The organism is Tichowtungia aerotolerans (assembly GCF_009905215.1).
GTDB lineage: Bacteria > Verrucomicrobiota > Kiritimatiellia > Kiritimatiellales > Tichowtungiaceae > Tichowtungia > Tichowtungia aerotolerans.
Window position 1 is genome coordinate 1945602 of sequence record NZ_CP047593.1, and the last position, 16453, is coordinate 1962054.

Annotated in this window: 12 protein-coding genes; 4 read left to right on the forward strand and 8 right to left on the reverse strand. The window is 54.9% G+C overall.

Annotation, left to right across the window (positions count from 1 at the left end; translation table 11 throughout):
- Positions 1-30 precede the first annotated feature (30 nt).
- Together GT409_RS07935 and GT409_RS07940 are read right to left on the reverse strand one after the other, a co-directional pair.
- Complete coding sequence (locus GT409_RS07935) at positions 31-369, reverse strand: hypothetical protein (protein ID WP_160628566.1); 339 nt, start codon at positions 367-369, stop codon at positions 31-33.
- A gap of 83 nt (positions 370-452) precedes the next feature.
- Complete coding sequence (locus GT409_RS07940) at positions 453-1052, reverse strand: hypothetical protein (RefSeq protein WP_160628567.1); 600 nt, start codon at positions 1050-1052, stop codon at positions 453-455.
- 304 nt (positions 1053-1356) lie between these two features.
- Between GT409_RS07940 and GT409_RS07945 the strand changes: the two genes are divergently transcribed.
- Positions 1357-2292: an AraC family transcriptional regulator gene (locus GT409_RS07945; RefSeq protein WP_160628568.1), complete on the forward strand. Its 936-nt coding sequence runs from the start codon at positions 1357-1359 to the stop codon at positions 2290-2292.
- A 47-nt stretch (positions 2293-2339) separates the two neighbouring features.
- Here the strand turns inward: GT409_RS07945 and GT409_RS07950 are convergent, their stop codons facing one another.
- The 5 genes from GT409_RS07950 to GT409_RS07970 all read right to left on the reverse strand — a co-directional run bounded on the left by GT409_RS07950 (position 2340) and on the right by GT409_RS07970 (position 8744).
- A complete protein-coding gene (locus GT409_RS07950; protein ID WP_160628569.1) occupies positions 2340-4649 on the reverse strand; it encodes an FAD-dependent oxidoreductase in 2310 nt (769 codons plus the stop codon).
- Positions 4650-4661: 12 nt separating this feature from the next.
- Positions 4662-6302 carry a glutamate synthase-related protein gene (locus GT409_RS07955; RefSeq protein WP_160628570.1) on the reverse strand — a complete coding sequence of 547 codons (1641 nt, stop codon included), beginning with the start codon at positions 6300-6302 and terminating at the stop codon, positions 4662-4664.
- On the reverse strand, positions 6290-7402 hold the full coding sequence (locus tag GT409_RS07960; protein WP_160628571.1) for a class II glutamine amidotransferase domain-containing protein: 1113 nt from the start codon (positions 7400-7402) through the stop codon (positions 6290-6292). The genes GT409_RS07955 and GT409_RS07960 overlap by 13 nt, the downstream gene beginning before the upstream one ends.
- Before the next feature lie 242 nt (positions 7403-7644).
- On the reverse strand, positions 7645-8193 hold the full coding sequence (locus GT409_RS07965; RefSeq protein ID WP_160628572.1) for a chromate transporter: 549 nt from the start codon (positions 8191-8193) through the stop codon (positions 7645-7647).
- Positions 8190-8744: a chromate transporter gene (locus GT409_RS07970; RefSeq protein WP_233231499.1), complete on the reverse strand. Its 555-nt coding sequence runs from the start codon at positions 8742-8744 to the stop codon at positions 8190-8192. The genes GT409_RS07965 and GT409_RS07970 overlap by 4 nt, the downstream gene beginning before the upstream one ends.
- 157 nt (positions 8745-8901) lie before the next feature.
- Here GT409_RS07970 and GT409_RS07975 point away from each other — a divergent pair, with 157 nt between their 5' ends.
- Complete coding sequence (locus tag GT409_RS07975) at positions 8902-10104, forward strand: phosphoglycerate kinase (RefSeq protein ID WP_160628573.1); 1203 nt, start codon at positions 8902-8904, stop codon at positions 10102-10104.
- A gap of 122 nt (positions 10105-10226) precedes the next feature.
- Here the strand turns inward: GT409_RS07975 and GT409_RS07980 are convergent, their stop codons facing one another.
- A complete protein-coding gene (locus GT409_RS07980) occupies positions 10227-11153 on the reverse strand; it encodes an AraC family transcriptional regulator (RefSeq protein ID WP_160628574.1) in 927 nt (308 codons plus the stop codon).
- A gap of 576 nt (positions 11154-11729) precedes the next feature.
- Here GT409_RS07980 and GT409_RS07985 point away from each other — a divergent pair.
- A complete protein-coding gene (locus tag GT409_RS07985) occupies positions 11730-14822 on the forward strand; it encodes a hypothetical protein (protein WP_160628575.1) in 3093 nt (1030 codons plus the stop codon).
- 177 nt (positions 14823-14999) lie between these two features.
- Positions 15000-16451: an arylsulfatase gene (locus tag GT409_RS07990; protein WP_160628576.1), complete on the forward strand. Its 1452-nt coding sequence runs from the start codon at positions 15000-15002 to the stop codon at positions 16449-16451.
- Positions 16452-16453: the final 2 nt, after the last annotated feature.

Consider the following 16453-nt stretch of genomic DNA (forward strand, 5'->3'; position numbering starts at 1 on the left):
TGGTTGAAAATTTTGTGAATATGACTTGAATCAGATTTTTCCGGCCTGCTGAGACAGCAGCTTTCTCCGAGCTTCTCCCAGCAGGAGCCGCAGCCGATACCGTGCAGCCTCGTCAAGGGGAATCAGCATTGTATTGTACTTTGTTCCCATCAAGACATGGTAGCGAACCTCTCTCATAAAACATTTTCCTTCGAGAACCCCCATCAGAAACGCTGCGGGTCCGTCTCCTTCCAGAGCCAACGAAGACCACTCGATGGAAATCTTTTTTATCGGAACGAAATGAAACAGGAGCCGGATCACCTCGCCATCACGAAACACGTAACTGCTCAGGGGCATCCTGAAGATAAGAGTCGTATTTTTTTGTGGCACAGCCGGTTCTTCCAGTTGGTTTTTTGAGAGAAAAGGAGAGCTTGATATCGTTTGATCATTTTCGTAAGCGATTCATCCATACGTTATGTAAACAGCATGGCAGCGCTTGCAACTCCATTCAGTATGGCATCCCGTTCGTTGCGCAGGCGCAGCCAGCACAGGATGTGTTCGAACGCATGCTGCTTGTGAGTGCGTGCGTCCTGTTCCTTCCAGTCTGAATGATCTTTCAGGTGTGTGTTGTGGATGAGGGGGGCTCCCTCCAGCCAGGTTCCTACGGCCAAATCAAATGCGGATTCTGTTTCTGTCAATGGATTTAGATGAGGACATTCAGAGAATGAAATAAGAAGAGGAAGGATCCGTATAACAGCTTTCTGAGCCCGAATTCCTTGGAAAGTATGAACCATCGATTTGTTTTCTATTGTCATGTCTAAGTACTGGTATCCCCAGATATCAGCGAGAAAGTCGGCAAGCGGATTAAGACAGTCAACAAGCCGGCAGGTCTTTCCGCATGGAGGGCGTCTGGCCGCGCAGGAAGGGAAATATGACTGTCCATTATCGGGGCTGGAAGCACCTTTCTTTCCGGGTTCCAGCACAAACTCTTCCCCGGTTTCCTTTCGAATTTTTATGACCACGCCAGACCTCCAACTACGATTGAATATCACGATTATCGTTTGATCGGACACGTGTTGGCACCTGAAACAATGGCGAAGATTAGGACATTCTGTGACTAGGTTTGGATGTTTGTCACAGACGCCGGGTCATGTCGGATAAACAAAACGTCAGACCTTTTCGCGGTAAGGAGTTGTCATCCGTCGCAGGGTCTTGCTGTTTGGTATGCAGGGTTTCAATCCAAAATAGCAGCGTGAAAACTTCACAGAATTTACCTTGCAGGTAACTAATTTCTTTAGAAATGCACATTTGTTGGGTACCCTAAACCCATCCTAAAAGGCGACCTTATTTATTTAAGGGAAGGAGATCTGGATCGTTATGGCTGAAATTTTGACCCATCATATAAGGAGTCTTCTTGAAAAGCCGAAACGTCCGACGCTGAGAAGCATCGGTCACTATCGCTTGGATCGAGAGCACTACGTTTATGATGAATTCAACAATCATCTTCTGCTGGCCTGGGTGATCAAAGGACGTTTTTTAATTCAAACCGACGGGGTGGAATTTCTGGCAAATGAAGGCTCTTTATTTGTGATAACGCCGCCCGCCAGTCTGCGCAATATCAAGGCTAGCCCGGAGTTGGAGTTTTGCTGGATTACCATTGATGGTGCTCTTGCTGACAGGTATTGCCGGACACGAGGTCTCTGGACCGATCTTTTCAAATATGACAATGCCCCCGTGGAACGAATCAATGAGCTGGGAGAGCAGCTTAAGTGGGCCCAGACAAAACAGGCGATCAGGCAGGTCTCTGATTTGACCATGTTGCTGCTGGACAGTATGACCGGCAACATCATGCGTTACGCAATCAACAAAGAAATCATCAAGGCAAAGACACTCATTCATTCTGCAATTGATCAGCCCCGGCTGAGTGTAGACTGGCTGGCTGATCAAATGGGCATGCATCGCAAAAGCCTCTATAGCCTGTTCAAGAAGGACACGGGGAGTTCTCCCCAGCAATATATCCAGCGTGTACGAATGAATAGAATCTGCCGCTTTTTGAAATATTCGGGTGTGGATTCCCGCGGAGCGGCCAAAGCGGCAGGATACGCAGATACGGCCTATTTTACCAAGATGTTTCCCAAACTGTTCGGGAAGACACTTGAAGAATTTTCAAAGGTCCCTTGCTGTTTCGACTATGCTTGTCCGGATGCTCTTTGCTCATCATGCAGTATCTGCCCGGAAGAAAAGAGAATGAGCAGAAAAGGTCGGACGGTTTCCGGCTGCCTCCCAAAGATCAGTCTTGACCTGAAAAGATAAAGCCGCCCGGTGAGGGGCGGCTTTCGGGGTTTTGCTATGTTTGGAAATTACGCTTCCGGCGTCGGGGCGTCGGCCATGGTCCAGATCCCGCAGGGGCAGACGCCCTGGCAGATTCCGCAGCCGATGCAGAGGTCGTCGTCGGAGACATATTCGAAGGTGCCGTCGTCGTTGACCCGGCGCGTGATGGCCTTCTCCGGGCAGGAGTGCAGGCACATTTCACAGTCGCGGCAGGTTCCGCAGCTGATGCAGCGGTTGTGGTCTTCCTGCGGCCGTTCCATGTAGTCGGTGGTGTCGACGGCCGAGAAGTAGTCGAGTGACAGGCGCTCCTTCGGAATGTTGATGCGCGGGCGAACGGCGAAGGTCTCGCCGTTGAGCTCAGCATTGATCCGCAGGGCGACTTCGCGCCCGGCGCCGATCGCCTCGACGAGCAGGCCGAGTTTGGTCAGGTCGCCGATGGCGTAGACGTTTTCTTCGAGCTTGCAGCCGTCGCCGGTTTTGAGGTAGCCGCGGTCGGTTTCCGCTTCCGGCAGGATGCCGTCAAGTTTCGGGGCCTCCCCGATACAGCAGAAGACGGTGTCGGCTTCGAGGACGGTGCCGTCGTTGAGCTTGACGCCGTCTTCGGTGATTTCGGAAGTGAAGGCCGGCCAGATCAGTTTCGCGCCGAGTTTTTCGGCGTGGTCAATTTCGTCCTGGAAGGCGGCCGGCTGCTGCACGTCGAGGGCGGTGACCTCTTTCGCGCCGCAGGCGTATGCGCCGAAGATCACGTCCATGCCGGAGTTGCCGCAGCCGATGACGACGACTTTGTCGCCGACCTCCGGACGCTGCCCGGCGTTGACCTGCTTGAGGAAGTCGAGGTAGGAGGCGATGCGCTCTTTGCCCGGCCACGGCGGCAGCTTCGGCGAATAGGCGCCGATGGCGAGCACGACGTAGTCGTAGGATTTCTTGAGCTCTTCGTATTTGGCGACGTCCACAGTTGTGTTCGTAACAAATTCGATGCCGGCCTTCTCGATGCGCTCGATTTCCGCCTCGATCGTGGCGGTTTCGAGACGCTCGCGTGACACGGCATTGACCAGCTTGCCGCCGATGACTTCATCCTTGTCGAAGACGGTGACCTCGTGTCCGCGCAGGCGGAGCATCCAGGCGGTGGTCAGTCCGCCGACCCCGGCGCCGACGATGGCGACTTTTCTGCCGGAGCTCTCGGCGGGCAAATCCATGCTGACGCTGGTGGACTGGCGGCCGAGCCCTTTGATGTTTGCGGCCGAGTCGACCGCGCAACGGGTGCACTCCTGCATGCAGAGGTTCGGGCAGACCGCGCCGCAGACCGATCCCGGGAACGGCGTGTATTCGAGAACCAGCTTGTAGGCGTCTTCGTAGCGCCCCTCGCGCAGCAGGTTGAAGCGCGTCTGCGACGGAATGCCCGCCGGGCAGCCCGCTTCGCACGGCGCCATGAAGGCGGCGTTGAGCCATTCGGGAATGCGCAGGCGGTCGCTGCCGCGGTTGACCATGGAGACGACGGAGTGGTCATCCTCATAGATATCGCCGAAGATTCCGCCTTTGATCCAGTCGTTCGCGCGGAAGGCGTTCATCGGTTTCTTTGCGGATTTCTGCGCGCGCTCTTCGTAGGTCTTGGCGGCGACTTTTTTCCACTGCGAAAAGTCGGTGACTTCGGCAAGGCACTCCTCGCGGTCGATCTTTTTCAGGAAGTCCGGCAGCCCGGCCTTCAGGAACGCGATGTCCTGTTCGTCGAGGTCGAGGATCTTGGTGGTGGCCGTGGCGATGCCTTCGGCGTTGCCGCGGAAGTAGACGGTTCCGCCGACCATCCCGGCGCAGGCGCGGTCGCCGAGAACGCTGTCGAACTCTTCGGAGTCGACGCCGCAGACGACCGCGGTGCCGCCGCCCATGAATTCAAAGGAGAACGATCCGGTGTTTTTGAGCACCCAGAACTGCGGGGCGTCGTAGGCCGGATCGTGCTTCATCAGCGAGCCGGAGCGGGTGCCGACGCGCCCGCCGATGTAGATGTTGCCGGCCGCGGCGCAGTGGGCCGTGGTGTCGCCGCTGTCGCCTTTGACGATGATCTCGCCGCCGGCGTTGAGCCAGCCGGTGTCGGCGGAGGCGGAGCCCTCCACGACAACCGTCGTGCCTTCGAGTGCCATCGAGCCGACGCGCTGGCCGGGGTTGGTGACGCTGAAGCGCACCGTGCCCTGTTCGTTCCAGAGCGGACCGCCGATATTGTGCTGGCCGCAGCCGTCGATGACGAATTCATTCTCGCCCTGCTCCATGCCGGCGTAGATTTCCTGCAGGAGTTCCTGCGTGGACATCCGCTGGTTGCCTTCTACACTTTTGATTTGATAAGCCATAATACAATCTCCTTAGCAGGCGTACTGAATGCCGAGTTTGTTGGCGACGGCTTCGTCGGTGGAGACGAGCGCGTCGGAGCGTCCGACCGGCAACGAGCTGTTGCCGATCGGCGCCATCATCTTTTTCATTTCGGAATCGAAGGCCAGCACGTAGTCGACAATGTTCTGGGCGGCCTTGTCGATGTCGAGGCGCTTGACCAGCTTCTTCTCCTGCGTGGTCAGGCCCGCCGGGCAGAGGCCGGTGTTGCAGGCGTTGCAGCGGCCGCGGTCGTTGCCGACGCAGCCCATGAGCTGCAGCAGGATTTTCGAAACGAAGACGCCGTTGGCGCCGAGGCAGATCACCTTGAAGGCGTCGGCGGCGGCGTTGCCGGTCAGTCCGATGCCGCCGGCGGCCCACAGCGGGATCTGGCCCTGGCGCCCCTGGGCGACGGCGGCGTTGTAGCAGTCGCGCACCTTGGAGACGACCGGGTGCCCGGTGTGGTCGAGCGAGATTTCGTTCGCCGCGCCGGTTCCGCCCTGGATGCCGTCGATCAGGTAGCCGCCGACGATGTTGTAGGGGTCGCGCAGCAGGTTGTTGTAGATCGAGACCGAGCTGGCGGTGGCCGAGGTTTTGATGGCGACCGGCACGCGGAACTTGAAGGCCGCGTTCAGGGAGAGGAACATTTTCTGCACCGACTCCTCAATGGAGTAGAGTCCCTGATGGTTCGGCGGCGAGAGCAGGTCCGATTTCGGCACGCCGCGGATCGCCTGAATGTGTTTGGCCACTTTCTGGGCCATCAGCAATCCGCCGTCGCCGGGCTTCGCCCCCTGGCCGATTTTGATGATGATGCCGGCCGGGTCGGCGACCATGTCGGGCATCGCCTTGATGATGCGGTTCCAGCCGAAGTGGCCGGAGGCGATCTGCAGGATCATGTATTTGAGCAGTTCGCTCTTGAGCAGGCTGACGGGCATGCCGCCCTCGCCGGAGCACATGCGGATTGGAATGCCGCACTCTTCGTTGAGGTAGGCGGTCGCCATCGAGATGGCTTCCCAGCAGCGGGTGGAGAGCGCGCCGATGGACATGTCCGAAAAGACGAGCGGATAGATCCAGTTGACGGTCGGCAGCGGCTTGTCCATCTGGAGCGTGCCGTCGGGGCCGACGCTCAGCGGGAGCTGTTCGGGCGGAAGGATGCGGCCGAAGGGCGCGCGCATGTCGAAGGTGTGGCGCAGCGCGTCGAGCGACGGGTCGGTCATCTGCGAGATGCGGCCGACGACGATTTTGTCGAGCGTGCGGTCTTCGACGCCGAGGTTGGAGCGGCCGCCGCGCTTGGGCATGCCGGCGGAGCGGTTGACAAAGTTCCAGCGGTTGTCCTCGTTGCGGACCGGGCGGATCGCGCGGTTCGGGCAGACCTTTTCGCACATGCCGCAGCCGGTGCAGCGGTGTTTGATGTCGGCGACCTGCCGGATGACCGGGACGGCGCGTTTGGCGGCGGCCTGCGGGTTGGGGGCGACGCCTTCGGAGAAGGTGACGCCGCGGCCCTCAACGCCGGCTTCGATGGCGCCGAAGGTGCAGGCGGCCGTGCAGCTGCCGCACATCTTGCATTTGTCTTCCGACCATTCGATTGTCCACGGCAGGTCGTTCGGGGTGATGTCGTTGATTTTTACTGTTTGCATCGCAGGACCTCCAGGTCGTTGTTGATGATGACCGTCTCGCGCTCGTTGGTGTAGATGTCTTTGGACGCGTCGCGGTTCGGCATGATGTCGTTGAGTCCGCAGACCTCGGAGGAGAGGGCCACGGTGTCGCCCTCCCGGCCGATGACGACGGGCCGCAGTTTTTTTGAGTCGCAGGTGTTGATCATCGTTCCGTCGGGCAGGACGCCGATGATGGTGTTCGGGCCGTTGATTTCCAGGTGCGGCAGCGACTGGCGGATCGAGAGCAGGACCTGGGCGTCGTCGCGCGTTTCGATCTGGTCGAACGGCAGCGGGGTGATGACGTGCTTGAAGTAGGTGAGCGGCCACTTCAGCTGGCGGTGGACGTAGTGCAGGGTGTAGAGGAAGCACTGCGAGTCGGACTCGAAGCCGATGTAGGAGCGGTGCAGGTTTTTCTGGCACTCTTTGTTTTTGACGTAGAAGGTGTTTTCGCCGTTGGCCAGCACGGTGTAGCCCTGGTTGAAGAAGGGGTGCGCGGCGTAGCGGACGATGTCGTAGTTGGTGTTCTGGCGGCACTGGACGGTGATGATTTTCGCCATCAGCTTGTCGTTCTTGTTCCAGAGGTCGAAGTAGGTCCCGATATCCTTCGGGTTGCCGATCTCCTTGAGCGTCAGCACGTCCGGCCAGAAGGAGTAGACGAAGCCGATTTTGTCGCCGGCGTCTTCGAGCACCCTGCGCAGTTCGAGGCGGATGCCGGTCAGCAGCTCCTCCTTTTCCGCCTGCGGGGCGTTGGCCATCAGTTTGGGATAGTCCCAGTTTTCGAAGTGGTAGTGCTGCATCAGTTCGATGTCGAGGCCGGTGGCGTCATTTTTCTTCGGCGACCAGTGGAACGCGAGGGAGAATCCTTTTTCGCGCATGAAGTCCTCGACAATCTTCACGCCGGCATCGGTGCAGGCGTAGGACATCAGCGGCTTGTCCTTGTAGTCGGCAAACACGCCGCCGAGATCCTGCATCACCATGGCGAAGCCGGAGTTGTCGTGCCCCTTCTGCTGCGATTGCATCAGGCAGAGCGCGGTGGACGGATGAACGAAATCTTTGCTTTTAATTGCACCAATTCTGCACATAGGTAAGCCCGCCTTTCTTTATTTCCTCAGAACCAAGGGGGACGCGCAATTGCGGGACCCCTGTTGGAATAAAAATGGTGGGGAAGAGTACGTTATTCTGCGACAGGGTCAATACGTAAACAGATAAAAATTTACACTTATGTTTTCAAATGAACTACAGTTACAAAATTGTATCCATCGTTTAGCATGAAAGTCATATTTGTTTGGGAGTCAGTGGTTTTGTTCTGGATTGTGTGTTGATTTTAGAAAATCAGCAGTCCCAGCGCGCCGCCGGCGACGATGTATAGAATCGGCGAGGCGGGCTTGAGGCGATATGCCAGAGCGAGTCCGGCAAACAGGAGCAGCGCGGGAATACTGAAGGCGGATTCACCGTCAGGCGAGACCGGAATGAACAGCGCTTTCTGGAGAATAAACCATGCGGCCGAGGCGATCAGCCCGAGCGCTGCCGGGCGGATTCCGCTCATGACGCCTTTTACCGCCGGGCGGGACGCAAAGTTCTTCATCCATGCGGCAATTATCATGATGATGATCAGTGAAGGGGAGATTATTCCGAGAGTCGCGACGAATCCCCCGGCGATTCCGGCGAGCTTAAAGCCTGCAAAGGTGGCCATGTTGATGCCGATGGGGCCCGGCGTGGACTGGCTGATGGCGACCATGTCAATAAACTCGGTCTGGCGGATCATGCCGCTGTTCACGACTGATTCCTGCAGCAGCGGCAGGCTGGCCAGTCCGCCGCCGATGGTGAACAGGCCGATTTTGAAAAAGGTCAGATAGAGGTTCAACAGAGTCATGCCCTGGCCCTTCGTTTGCGGGAGAAAAGCCAGCCGGCGGCGCCGGCGGCGAGAATGATCGGGACCGGGGCGGCGCCGAAGGCTACGACGGCCGCAAAGGCGCCGGCCGTTAAAGCAATCTCCCAGGGGCTCTTCCAGCTTTTTCGGGCCAGTGAAATCAGGGTTCCTGCGAGCAGCATGGCCACGGCCACGCGGATTCCTTTGAAGGCTTTTTGGACGAATGGGTTGGCCTGTATGGACGGGATCAGCGCGGCAATCAGCAGAATGATGATCAGCGACGGGGTGACCATTCCGGCGGTTGCGGCCACGGCTCCGGCAATGCCGCAGCGTTTAAAGCCGATAAAGGTGGCGGTATTGATGGCGATAATTCCGGGGGTGGCCTGGCCGATTGCGTAGTAATCGAGCAGTTCCCGGTCGTCGGCCCATCCCCGTTTTTCGACCAGTTCGCTGCGCAGCATCGGCAGCATCACGTAGCCTCCGCCGACCGAGAACAGCCCGATCCGAAAAAACAGGCTGTAGAGAACAGCCATTTCATTCAGTAATTTCTTCATGGAGTGGTGCAGTATTCAGAAACGATTTCCGGACCGCAAGGCGAATAGCGGAAACAGTGCCCGGTCGGCCTGTTGAATGATTCAGCCGCATGATTGACTATGCCCCTGTTTTCTCTATGATGCGGGCTCATTTTCAACTAAAAAAAGGGATTCTGTTATGAATAAAATGACGATTCGTGATCTCGACGTGAAGGGCAAAAAGGTCCTCATGCGTGTAGACTTTAATGTGCCGGTGAAAGACGGCGTGGTTGGCGACGACACCCGCATTACCGCGGCGCTTCCGTCCATCAACTATGTTCTCGAAAACGGCGGCTCGCTCATTCTGATGAGCCACTGCGGGCGCCCGAAAGGCGAAAAGAACATGGAGTTCACTCTTAAGCCGGCCGCTGATCGCCTCGCGGAGCTGGTTGACGCTAAAGTTACCCTCGCTCCCGACGTGATCGGTCCGGAAGTGAAAACCCTCGTGGATGCGATCCAGCCCGGCGAAATCGTTGTGCTCGAAAATGTCCGCTTCTATAAGGAAGAAGAAGGGAAGGGCTGTACTCCGGAAGAACAGGACGCGTTTGCCAAAGAACTCGCCTCCTACGGCGATGTTTATGTTTCCGACGCGTTCGGAACCGCTCACCGCGCCCATGCCTCTATGGCCGTTGTCACCAAATACATCGACCAGTGCGCCGCCGGCTTCCTGCTCGAAAAGGAAATTGAATACCTCGGCAAAACGCTCGAAGCTCCGGAAAAACCGTTTGTGGCCATCATCGGCGGTGCCAAAATTTCCGGTAAAATCGACGTGGTCACCAACCTGATGGACAAATGCGACGCCATTCTGATCGGCGGCGGCATGGCCTACACCTTCTATAAAGCCATGGGCAAAGATATCGGTGGTTCACTTGTTGAAGAGGATAAAATCGAACTCGCCGGCGAAATCCTGAAACAGGCCGAAGGAAAAGGTGTGAAGCTGATGCTTCCGGTCGACAACATCGTCGCCGATGCTTTCTCTGCTGATGCCAACACCAAAACCGTCGGCGACAGCATCGAAGACGGCTGGATGGCTCTCGATATCGGACCGGAAACCATCAAAGCCTATTGCGCTGAAGTGGCCGGAGCCAAAACCGTCGTTTGGAACGGCCCGATGGGCTGCTTCGAAATGGCGCCGTTTGCCAACGGAACCTTCTCTGTCTGCGAAGCGGTTGCCAACTCCGACAGCATCAGCATCATCGGTGGCGGCGACTCTGTTTCCGCTGTGAAGAAATCCGGTGTGGCTGATAAAATGAGCCATGTCTCCACCGGTGGCGGCGCCTCCCTCGAATTCATGGAAGGCAAACAGCTTCCCGGCATTGTCGCTTTGACTGACAAAGCGTAAAGAGTTCCGGTGCTTATAAAAAAAGACGCTTCCAGTTTGCTGGAGGCGTCTTTTTTTTCAGCAGATCGAAACGAGTGGTTCCGATGGCATAAACTCAGAGCGCATGCTCTTCCTTTAAGGCGTCAGTTCTCGGTGAGTCTTTGGATGCGCTGCAGTTCCTCCTGATCGCTTCGGAAGTCGACGTTGGACCATTTTTTCAGTTCCGCTTCGGTGAGGCCGGTGGCGTGGGTGCGGTACTGAGAGGGCGTCATGCCGGTGACGTTTTTGAAGGTGTTTGCAAAATACTGGCTGGAACTGAAGCCGCATTCGAAGGCGATATCGATGATTTTTATGTCGGTTTCCCGCAGCAGGGTTTTGGCGCGTTCCATTCGAAGTCGCCCGAGGTATTCCATCGGAGTGCTTCCGGTCAGTTTCTGGAAGACCGTGTTGAGCCGGGTGCGCTGGATGCCGCAGTGCTCCGCCATTTCTCTCAGCGTCCACTGCTGGTCGCAGTTGGAGGAGAGCTGAGCCAGCAGGCTTTGCACTTTTTTTTCGGACCAGTTGTGATTGTCTGTGTTGACTGCTTCGCCGGTGACGATGCGTTTCAGTTCCACCAGCACCATGCGAAGCAGGCTGATGGAATGGGCTGCGCGCAGATCATGAGAGCTCTGCAGTTCACCGATCAGTTCCGGCATCAGTTGCCGCATGGCCGGTGTCGCGCTGAAGCAGTGTTGGGCGCTGGATGAGAAAACGGAGCTGAGCGTTTTCATTTCCTTTGTGCTGAATCCGAGATTTTCGGGGAAGCGGAACTGTTTGCGGGGGCGGGGGTAATCTTCCTTCAGGTGAAAGAGAATATGCCAGACCTGGTTGTCCGGTTCCTTGGGATTCAGGCTTCCGTGCACCTGCCACGGCAGAGTGAAAAAGATCGAGCCCGATTCCACTTTTTCCTGAGTGCCCTCCACCATCCATTCCAGCATTCCTTTTTCCACATAGGTGATTTCCATGCCCCGGTTCTTATGCGGAGCAAGATCCGTACAGCGGAAATGTCCATAGCTGATGATTTCTTTCATGACAGAGCAGGGTGCCATGAGCGCATGAGATTTGCAACGGGTTCGTGTGACGCTGAAGGGGGCGGGCACGTTTAAGGATCACTTGGCTTCTGCTGTTTGAAGACATGACGAAAAAAACTGGGCTGGGTGCAAGGTTTGCTGAGATCGTCAGGCGATCTAAGATATCGATCTGATGTAGTTTTTTGTTATATGCAGGAACTTGTTGTGCTGTATTTTTTTTCGTTTGTTGCGTGTGACAGGGACGTCATTGTTTTGCTGTGTTTCTGGGGTGTATTTCTTGGATAAGTTTGCGGGGTTGACCGATTTACAGCCTGGTTTTTAGAAATTTCTTACGCAAAATAATGATTTTATCGCGTAAATTTTTCTTGATTTTCGTTGTGTATTTCGTTTTTATAAGGCGAGTAAATAATATGCGGGCATAAAGGCGGGGGGAACCTTCATATAATTTCGTCTGTTCAGAATGAGCTGTTGGGTTTTCTGTTGAGATCTGAGCACATGGTTTTCTGTTTTTTCTTTTTATAAATTGGTGATTTTTCGCTGGTTGGTTTGGTTAGAAAGTAAACAAAGGAGGGGCAGGTGAAGGAAATAATATGGTCGTTAATGATTGCTGGTCTGTTGCAGGCACAAGTCTCGGCTTTTGCATTCTCCTTGCAGGGCGGGATTGTTACGCAGGGGGCAGGAACGCTGTATGTGGGGCCTTCTCGACCATACCAGACGATTAACGAAGTACTGGCTTATCTGTCTGATAAGAAGATCGCAGGAGATGTAACGATTGCTGTTGATCCGGGCCTCTATACGAATGTTGATCCGATTTTAATTACTCATCAGGATGCCCATCGGATTTCCATCGTGGGGAACAGCGCGCTCAGCGTGGATTCCATCATGCTGAGCAGTGGCGCCATTGTTTCCACGACTGCTAAGGATGTGTCGGGTAATGCCTCTTTTGGACCTGCATCCAATGTGGATTATTACGAGGTTGTCATCACAATTCCTTCTGCCGATGTCGGCAAAGTGTCTGCTGGAGATTATGTGCTGATTCGGGACACATCTGGGGACCTGGATGACGCACATCAGGTGTTTCAGGGAACCTGGGAGGTTGCTGCGGTTCAATCAAGTTCTTCTCAGATAACTATCAAGCATCGATATCCTCTTTATCCGTTTCCTGAAAATGAAAATGGTGGTTTGCTGAATATTACAGGAGGGCAGATCATCGTCTTAAATACGGTTCTGAAATTCTATGCCTCTTCAGCGTTTGTGGTGGAAGGCAGGCAGCTGCAGTCTCTCAAAAACCTGGCGATCATCGGTGATTACCGGCCGGCGATGGACCCCGAGGATCTGTATGCAAGCAATCCAGGACTGACAAGCAATGAATATGCGACGGTTTTGGTCAACCATACCGATCGGTCCGATGCCAATGCTTGGGGGCATGGCTTCCACGGCGTTCAGGCCCAGTTGGGTGGAAATATTAAATTAGATCGTTATGTTGGGGTCGCTCAATTTGACGGGCAGGGAGTCAGTGCTCACCCTGCCTGTTATGTCGAAGCAGATCGAACGGCCTGTTCTGCCAATGAACGAAGAGGGTTTTATCCTACGCAGACGGCCTATATGAAGTGCGTGGGAACGATTGCCAGTGCCAATAATACAGATGGATATATTTCTGATCTGAACGCTGTTCTGGAGATGGAATCTGCGATTGCTGCCGGAAATAAGGAAAACGGAGTTCTCGCCCTTCATAAAGGAAGGGTATCAGTGAAAAGCTCGGTCAGTTCTGGTAACGGATTTCAGGGGTTTTCAGCCCGGGGAGGGCTTAGTGAGCTGATGCTGACGACGATGGGTACTTCTAAAAACTGGGCGGTACATAATCTGATAAACGGTGTTTATGCGGCGGATGGAGCTGAGGTACGGATGGCTTATACCTGGTCGAAAAACAATCTGGGAGACGGAATAAAAGGAGCCCCTTTCACGGAATGGTTTTTGGGAACCAACGACAACTCGTACAGTAATGGCGGGGATGCCTGGGCTTTTGAGTCGCCGGACCTTGTTGAAAGCAACTGTGATTATGCAGCGTGGACTACGCACAGTATGCCCTGTGTTTCAAAGGCATGGAGTTCTGACACCCGCAGTAAAATTATTCTGCTCGACGATGACAAAGGACCCTACGAAGCTCATTACACAATTGATCCTTTACAGGCTCAGAGTTCGACCAATTTCCATACTTTGAATGATTTCTTTGAATTCCTGGATGATTACCGTATTCAGGCCAACGGGAAGATGCTGAATGTTGAATTGGCCTATGGCGTTCATCACTGCGGGGAAAGTGTGGTGATTGATCATCCGGATGCAGGCAGAATAAAAATCTACGGGAAGCGCTTTACTGCAAACGAGTATATTGATGTCCGGATTCTGAGTACCGTTGATGTGACAGAGTATTCCAACTTCTGTACAGCCGAACTGCTTCTGGTTGAAGCATATCTGCCCCGGGTGGATGTGGGCGATTATATCAATATCTATAAAAGCAGTACGGATGACGGTTCGGACCATGAAGTATTCCAGGGAGCGTGGGAGGTTGTTGCGAAAAATGAGCCCGCGAATACTGTTACCGTTAAAATTCTGGAGAGGGAATCGTCCCTTGTTGCCCGGCTTACAGGTTCGACGCTGTCCGGAGTGTCGGGCGGGTATGTGACGGCCAAGGTGCTGAAGAGTGTACTGAAGTTCTATGCCGCGGATGGTATCATCATTGATAATACGCTGCTGGGCGATCTCTCCGGGGTGTGTATTGTCGGAGATTACAAGGGGCTCACCAATCCTCCGGATTATGGATCCAATCCTCCGGATGTTTTCACGAACCAGACGATTCTGGATCGGTTGGCAGGAGCTTATACGAATGGCTGGGAGTCTTATAACGGACTGTATGTGCAGAGCAATGGGGCGGTCAATATTTCGGGGGCGTCCTGTGTCTGTGAGTTTTCAGGGTCAGGAGTGTATGTGTCGAACGGATCGGTTGTTGAAAGTTTTCTGCACAGAACACTGAGTTTGGCTGTGGTGTCCCTGAGTGCCAATCGAATCAACGGAGCGTACAGTGTGCAGGATTCAACATTCTGGGCAAAAGCTTCGACCGCTGCACACAATCATCAGGGGGGGTATGGGGCCGATGATCACAGTACGTTGTACGTTTCTTTGTCTACTGCCGTTGCGAACAGGGGCTCGGGATATTTTGTTGATGACAACAGCATGCTGTCCGGCCACTCCTGTGAGTCGGTTTTTAATCTGGATCACGGATATTCTGCCGAGAATAATTCGCATGCTTCGGTCGCCGAAAGTGAGGGGCGAGAGAACGGGATCGACGGGTATTACTGTTATGATTCGACCGGGGCTTTGGAGTATTCAGAAGCGGTCGGCAACGTGCGGGACGGGTTTCATTTTATAGAAAGCGTCGGCCGGATGTACAATGTGAAGGCGGATGCCAATGTGAACGGTATTTACGCAAAAGATTATGACAGCCTGGCACTTCATAAAACGTATCTTTCTGCACCGAATTCAGTGATTCAAAACCAGTCTTCAGTTGGAGCGTTTGCAGATAAAAATGCGGTGATTGATTTAACCAATATCTCTTTCTTTTCGAACGGTACCAATACCGTTGAGGTCAGCGGAGGCATAATCATCGATTGACAGAGGGCCGATTCGGTGTTCGGAGAGAGACTCTGTTTCGGGACAATTCCGGACTGCCCTGTTCCGCTGGCAGCCCACTGGGAGGAGCTGGGCATTGGAGCGGGTTTTTTGGGAGCGATACAGAATTGAAAGAGCCTGTTACCGACGGGCGATCTGCATAGTGGGGACCGTGAAAATATGAGCAGGAGGCCCAATATCATTTTCATTCTGTGTGATCAGATGCGCGGAGATTGTCTTGGCTCGGACGGGAATCCGGTGATACAGACTCCAAATCTGGATCGTTTGGCCGGGCAGGGGACCCGTTTTCTCCACGCTTACTCTGCTGTTCCGTCATGCATTCCTTCCCGCGCGATCCTTTGGTCCGGACAGAGTCAGTGGCACACTGGAGTGCTGGGAATGAACCGGGACGATGTGATTCCCTGCGATTTTCCTCACACGCTTGCCGGCGAACTGACGGCCGCCGGTTATCAGACGCAGCTGGTTGGTAAGGGGCATTTTGAGCCGCAGCGTGCATCGATGGGGTTTGAACAGACGGTGCTTGATGAATCCGGCCGTATGCCTGACAGCGATTTCCGTCAGTGGTTCAGCCTGCACGCTCCCGCGGGTGTCACGCCGGACGACCATGGAGTCGGCTGGAATTCGTGGCATGCCTGCGCATGGCATACAGATGAGGCGCTCCATCCAACATCCTGGACGGTCAGCCGGTCAATTGAGTTTCTGAAAGAGCATGACCGCGGTCGTCCGTTTTTCCTCAACATCTCTTTTGCCCGGCCCCATTCGCCGTACGATCCGCCGGCCCGCTGGTTCTCCTGTTATGAACGGCAGGAGCTTCCCGACGCATTCGTCGGTGACTGGGCGCAGATGCATGATGATCCCGAAACGGCGAAGAAGGAAGATGCCTGGCGCGGAACGATGTCGCCGGAGCAGGTTCATCGGGCACGGTCGGGATATTACGGATCGATTTCATTCATGGATGAGCAGATCGGACGGTTGCTTGAGTGGATGGAGCGGGAGATTCCGGACGAATTGGAGAACACCTGGTTTCTGTTTCTGTCGGATCACGGCGATATGCTGGGCGATCACAACCTGTGGCGTAAAACCTATGCCTATGAAGGGAGTGCGCGGGTTCCGTTTTTGATTGCACCTCCAAAAAAAATGCAGGGTGATGTTCGTTTGGTTGCTGATGAAGTGGTGGAGCTGCGTGATGTGATGCCGACAGTCCTGGGCATGGCCGGTGTGCCGGTTCCCTCCGCCGTGGATGGTAGAAGCCTGATTCCTCTGTTAAATGCTCCGGCAGAGGATTGGCGCACGTATATTCACGGAGAGCACCGAGCCTGTTATTCACCGGAACAGGAAATGCATTATGTTACAGACGGTCGGCGCAAATTTATCTGGTTGCCCCGTATTCAACGGGAACAGTTCTTCGACCTGGAAGCCGATCCCGGCGAATATGAGGATCTGATTGAGGGGGCAAATCGGCAGGGTGAAATTCAGCGTTGGCGCGGATACCTGATTCGGGAGCTTGAGTCCCGGAGATGCGGGTGGGTTAAAAATGGAAAGCTGGTAGCACCCGATTCGGAGCCGCTGGTGTCACCGTTTGAAAAACATCGCTGGACCGGTTCGGATTAAGT

What these genes read in the sequence shown, in the direction of transcription:
- GT409_RS07945 (WP_160628568.1), top strand. Translation starts at nt 1,357, where the DNA reads ATGGCTGAAATTTTGACCCATCATATAAGGAGTCTTCTTGAAAAGCCG.
- GT409_RS07950 (WP_160628569.1), bottom strand. Translation starts at nt 4,649, where the DNA reads ATGGCTTATCAAATCAAAAGTGTAGAAGGCAACCAGCGGATGTCCACG.
- GT409_RS07955 (WP_160628570.1), bottom strand. Translation starts at nt 6,302, where the DNA reads ATGCAAACAGTAAAAATCAACGACATCACCCCGAACGACCTGCCGTGG.
- GT409_RS07960 (WP_160628571.1), bottom strand. Translation starts at nt 7,402, where the DNA reads ATGTGCAGAATTGGTGCAATTAAAAGCAAAGATTTCGTTCATCCGTCC.
- GT409_RS07965 (WP_160628572.1), bottom strand. Translation starts at nt 8,193, where the DNA reads ATGACTCTGTTGAACCTCTATCTGACCTTTTTCAAAATCGGCCTGTTC.
- GT409_RS07970 (WP_233231499.1), bottom strand. Translation starts at nt 8,744, where the DNA reads ATGAAGAAATTACTGAATGAAATGGCTGTTCTCTACAGCCTGTTTTTT.
- GT409_RS07975 (WP_160628573.1), top strand. Translation starts at nt 8,902, where the DNA reads ATGAATAAAATGACGATTCGTGATCTCGACGTGAAGGGCAAAAAGGTC.
- GT409_RS07980 (WP_160628574.1), bottom strand. Translation starts at nt 11,153, where the DNA reads ATGAAAGAAATCATCAGCTATGGACATTTCCGCTGTACGGATCTTGCT.
- GT409_RS07990 (WP_160628576.1), top strand. Translation starts at nt 15,000, where the DNA reads ATGAGCAGGAGGCCCAATATCATTTTCATTCTGTGTGATCAGATGCGC.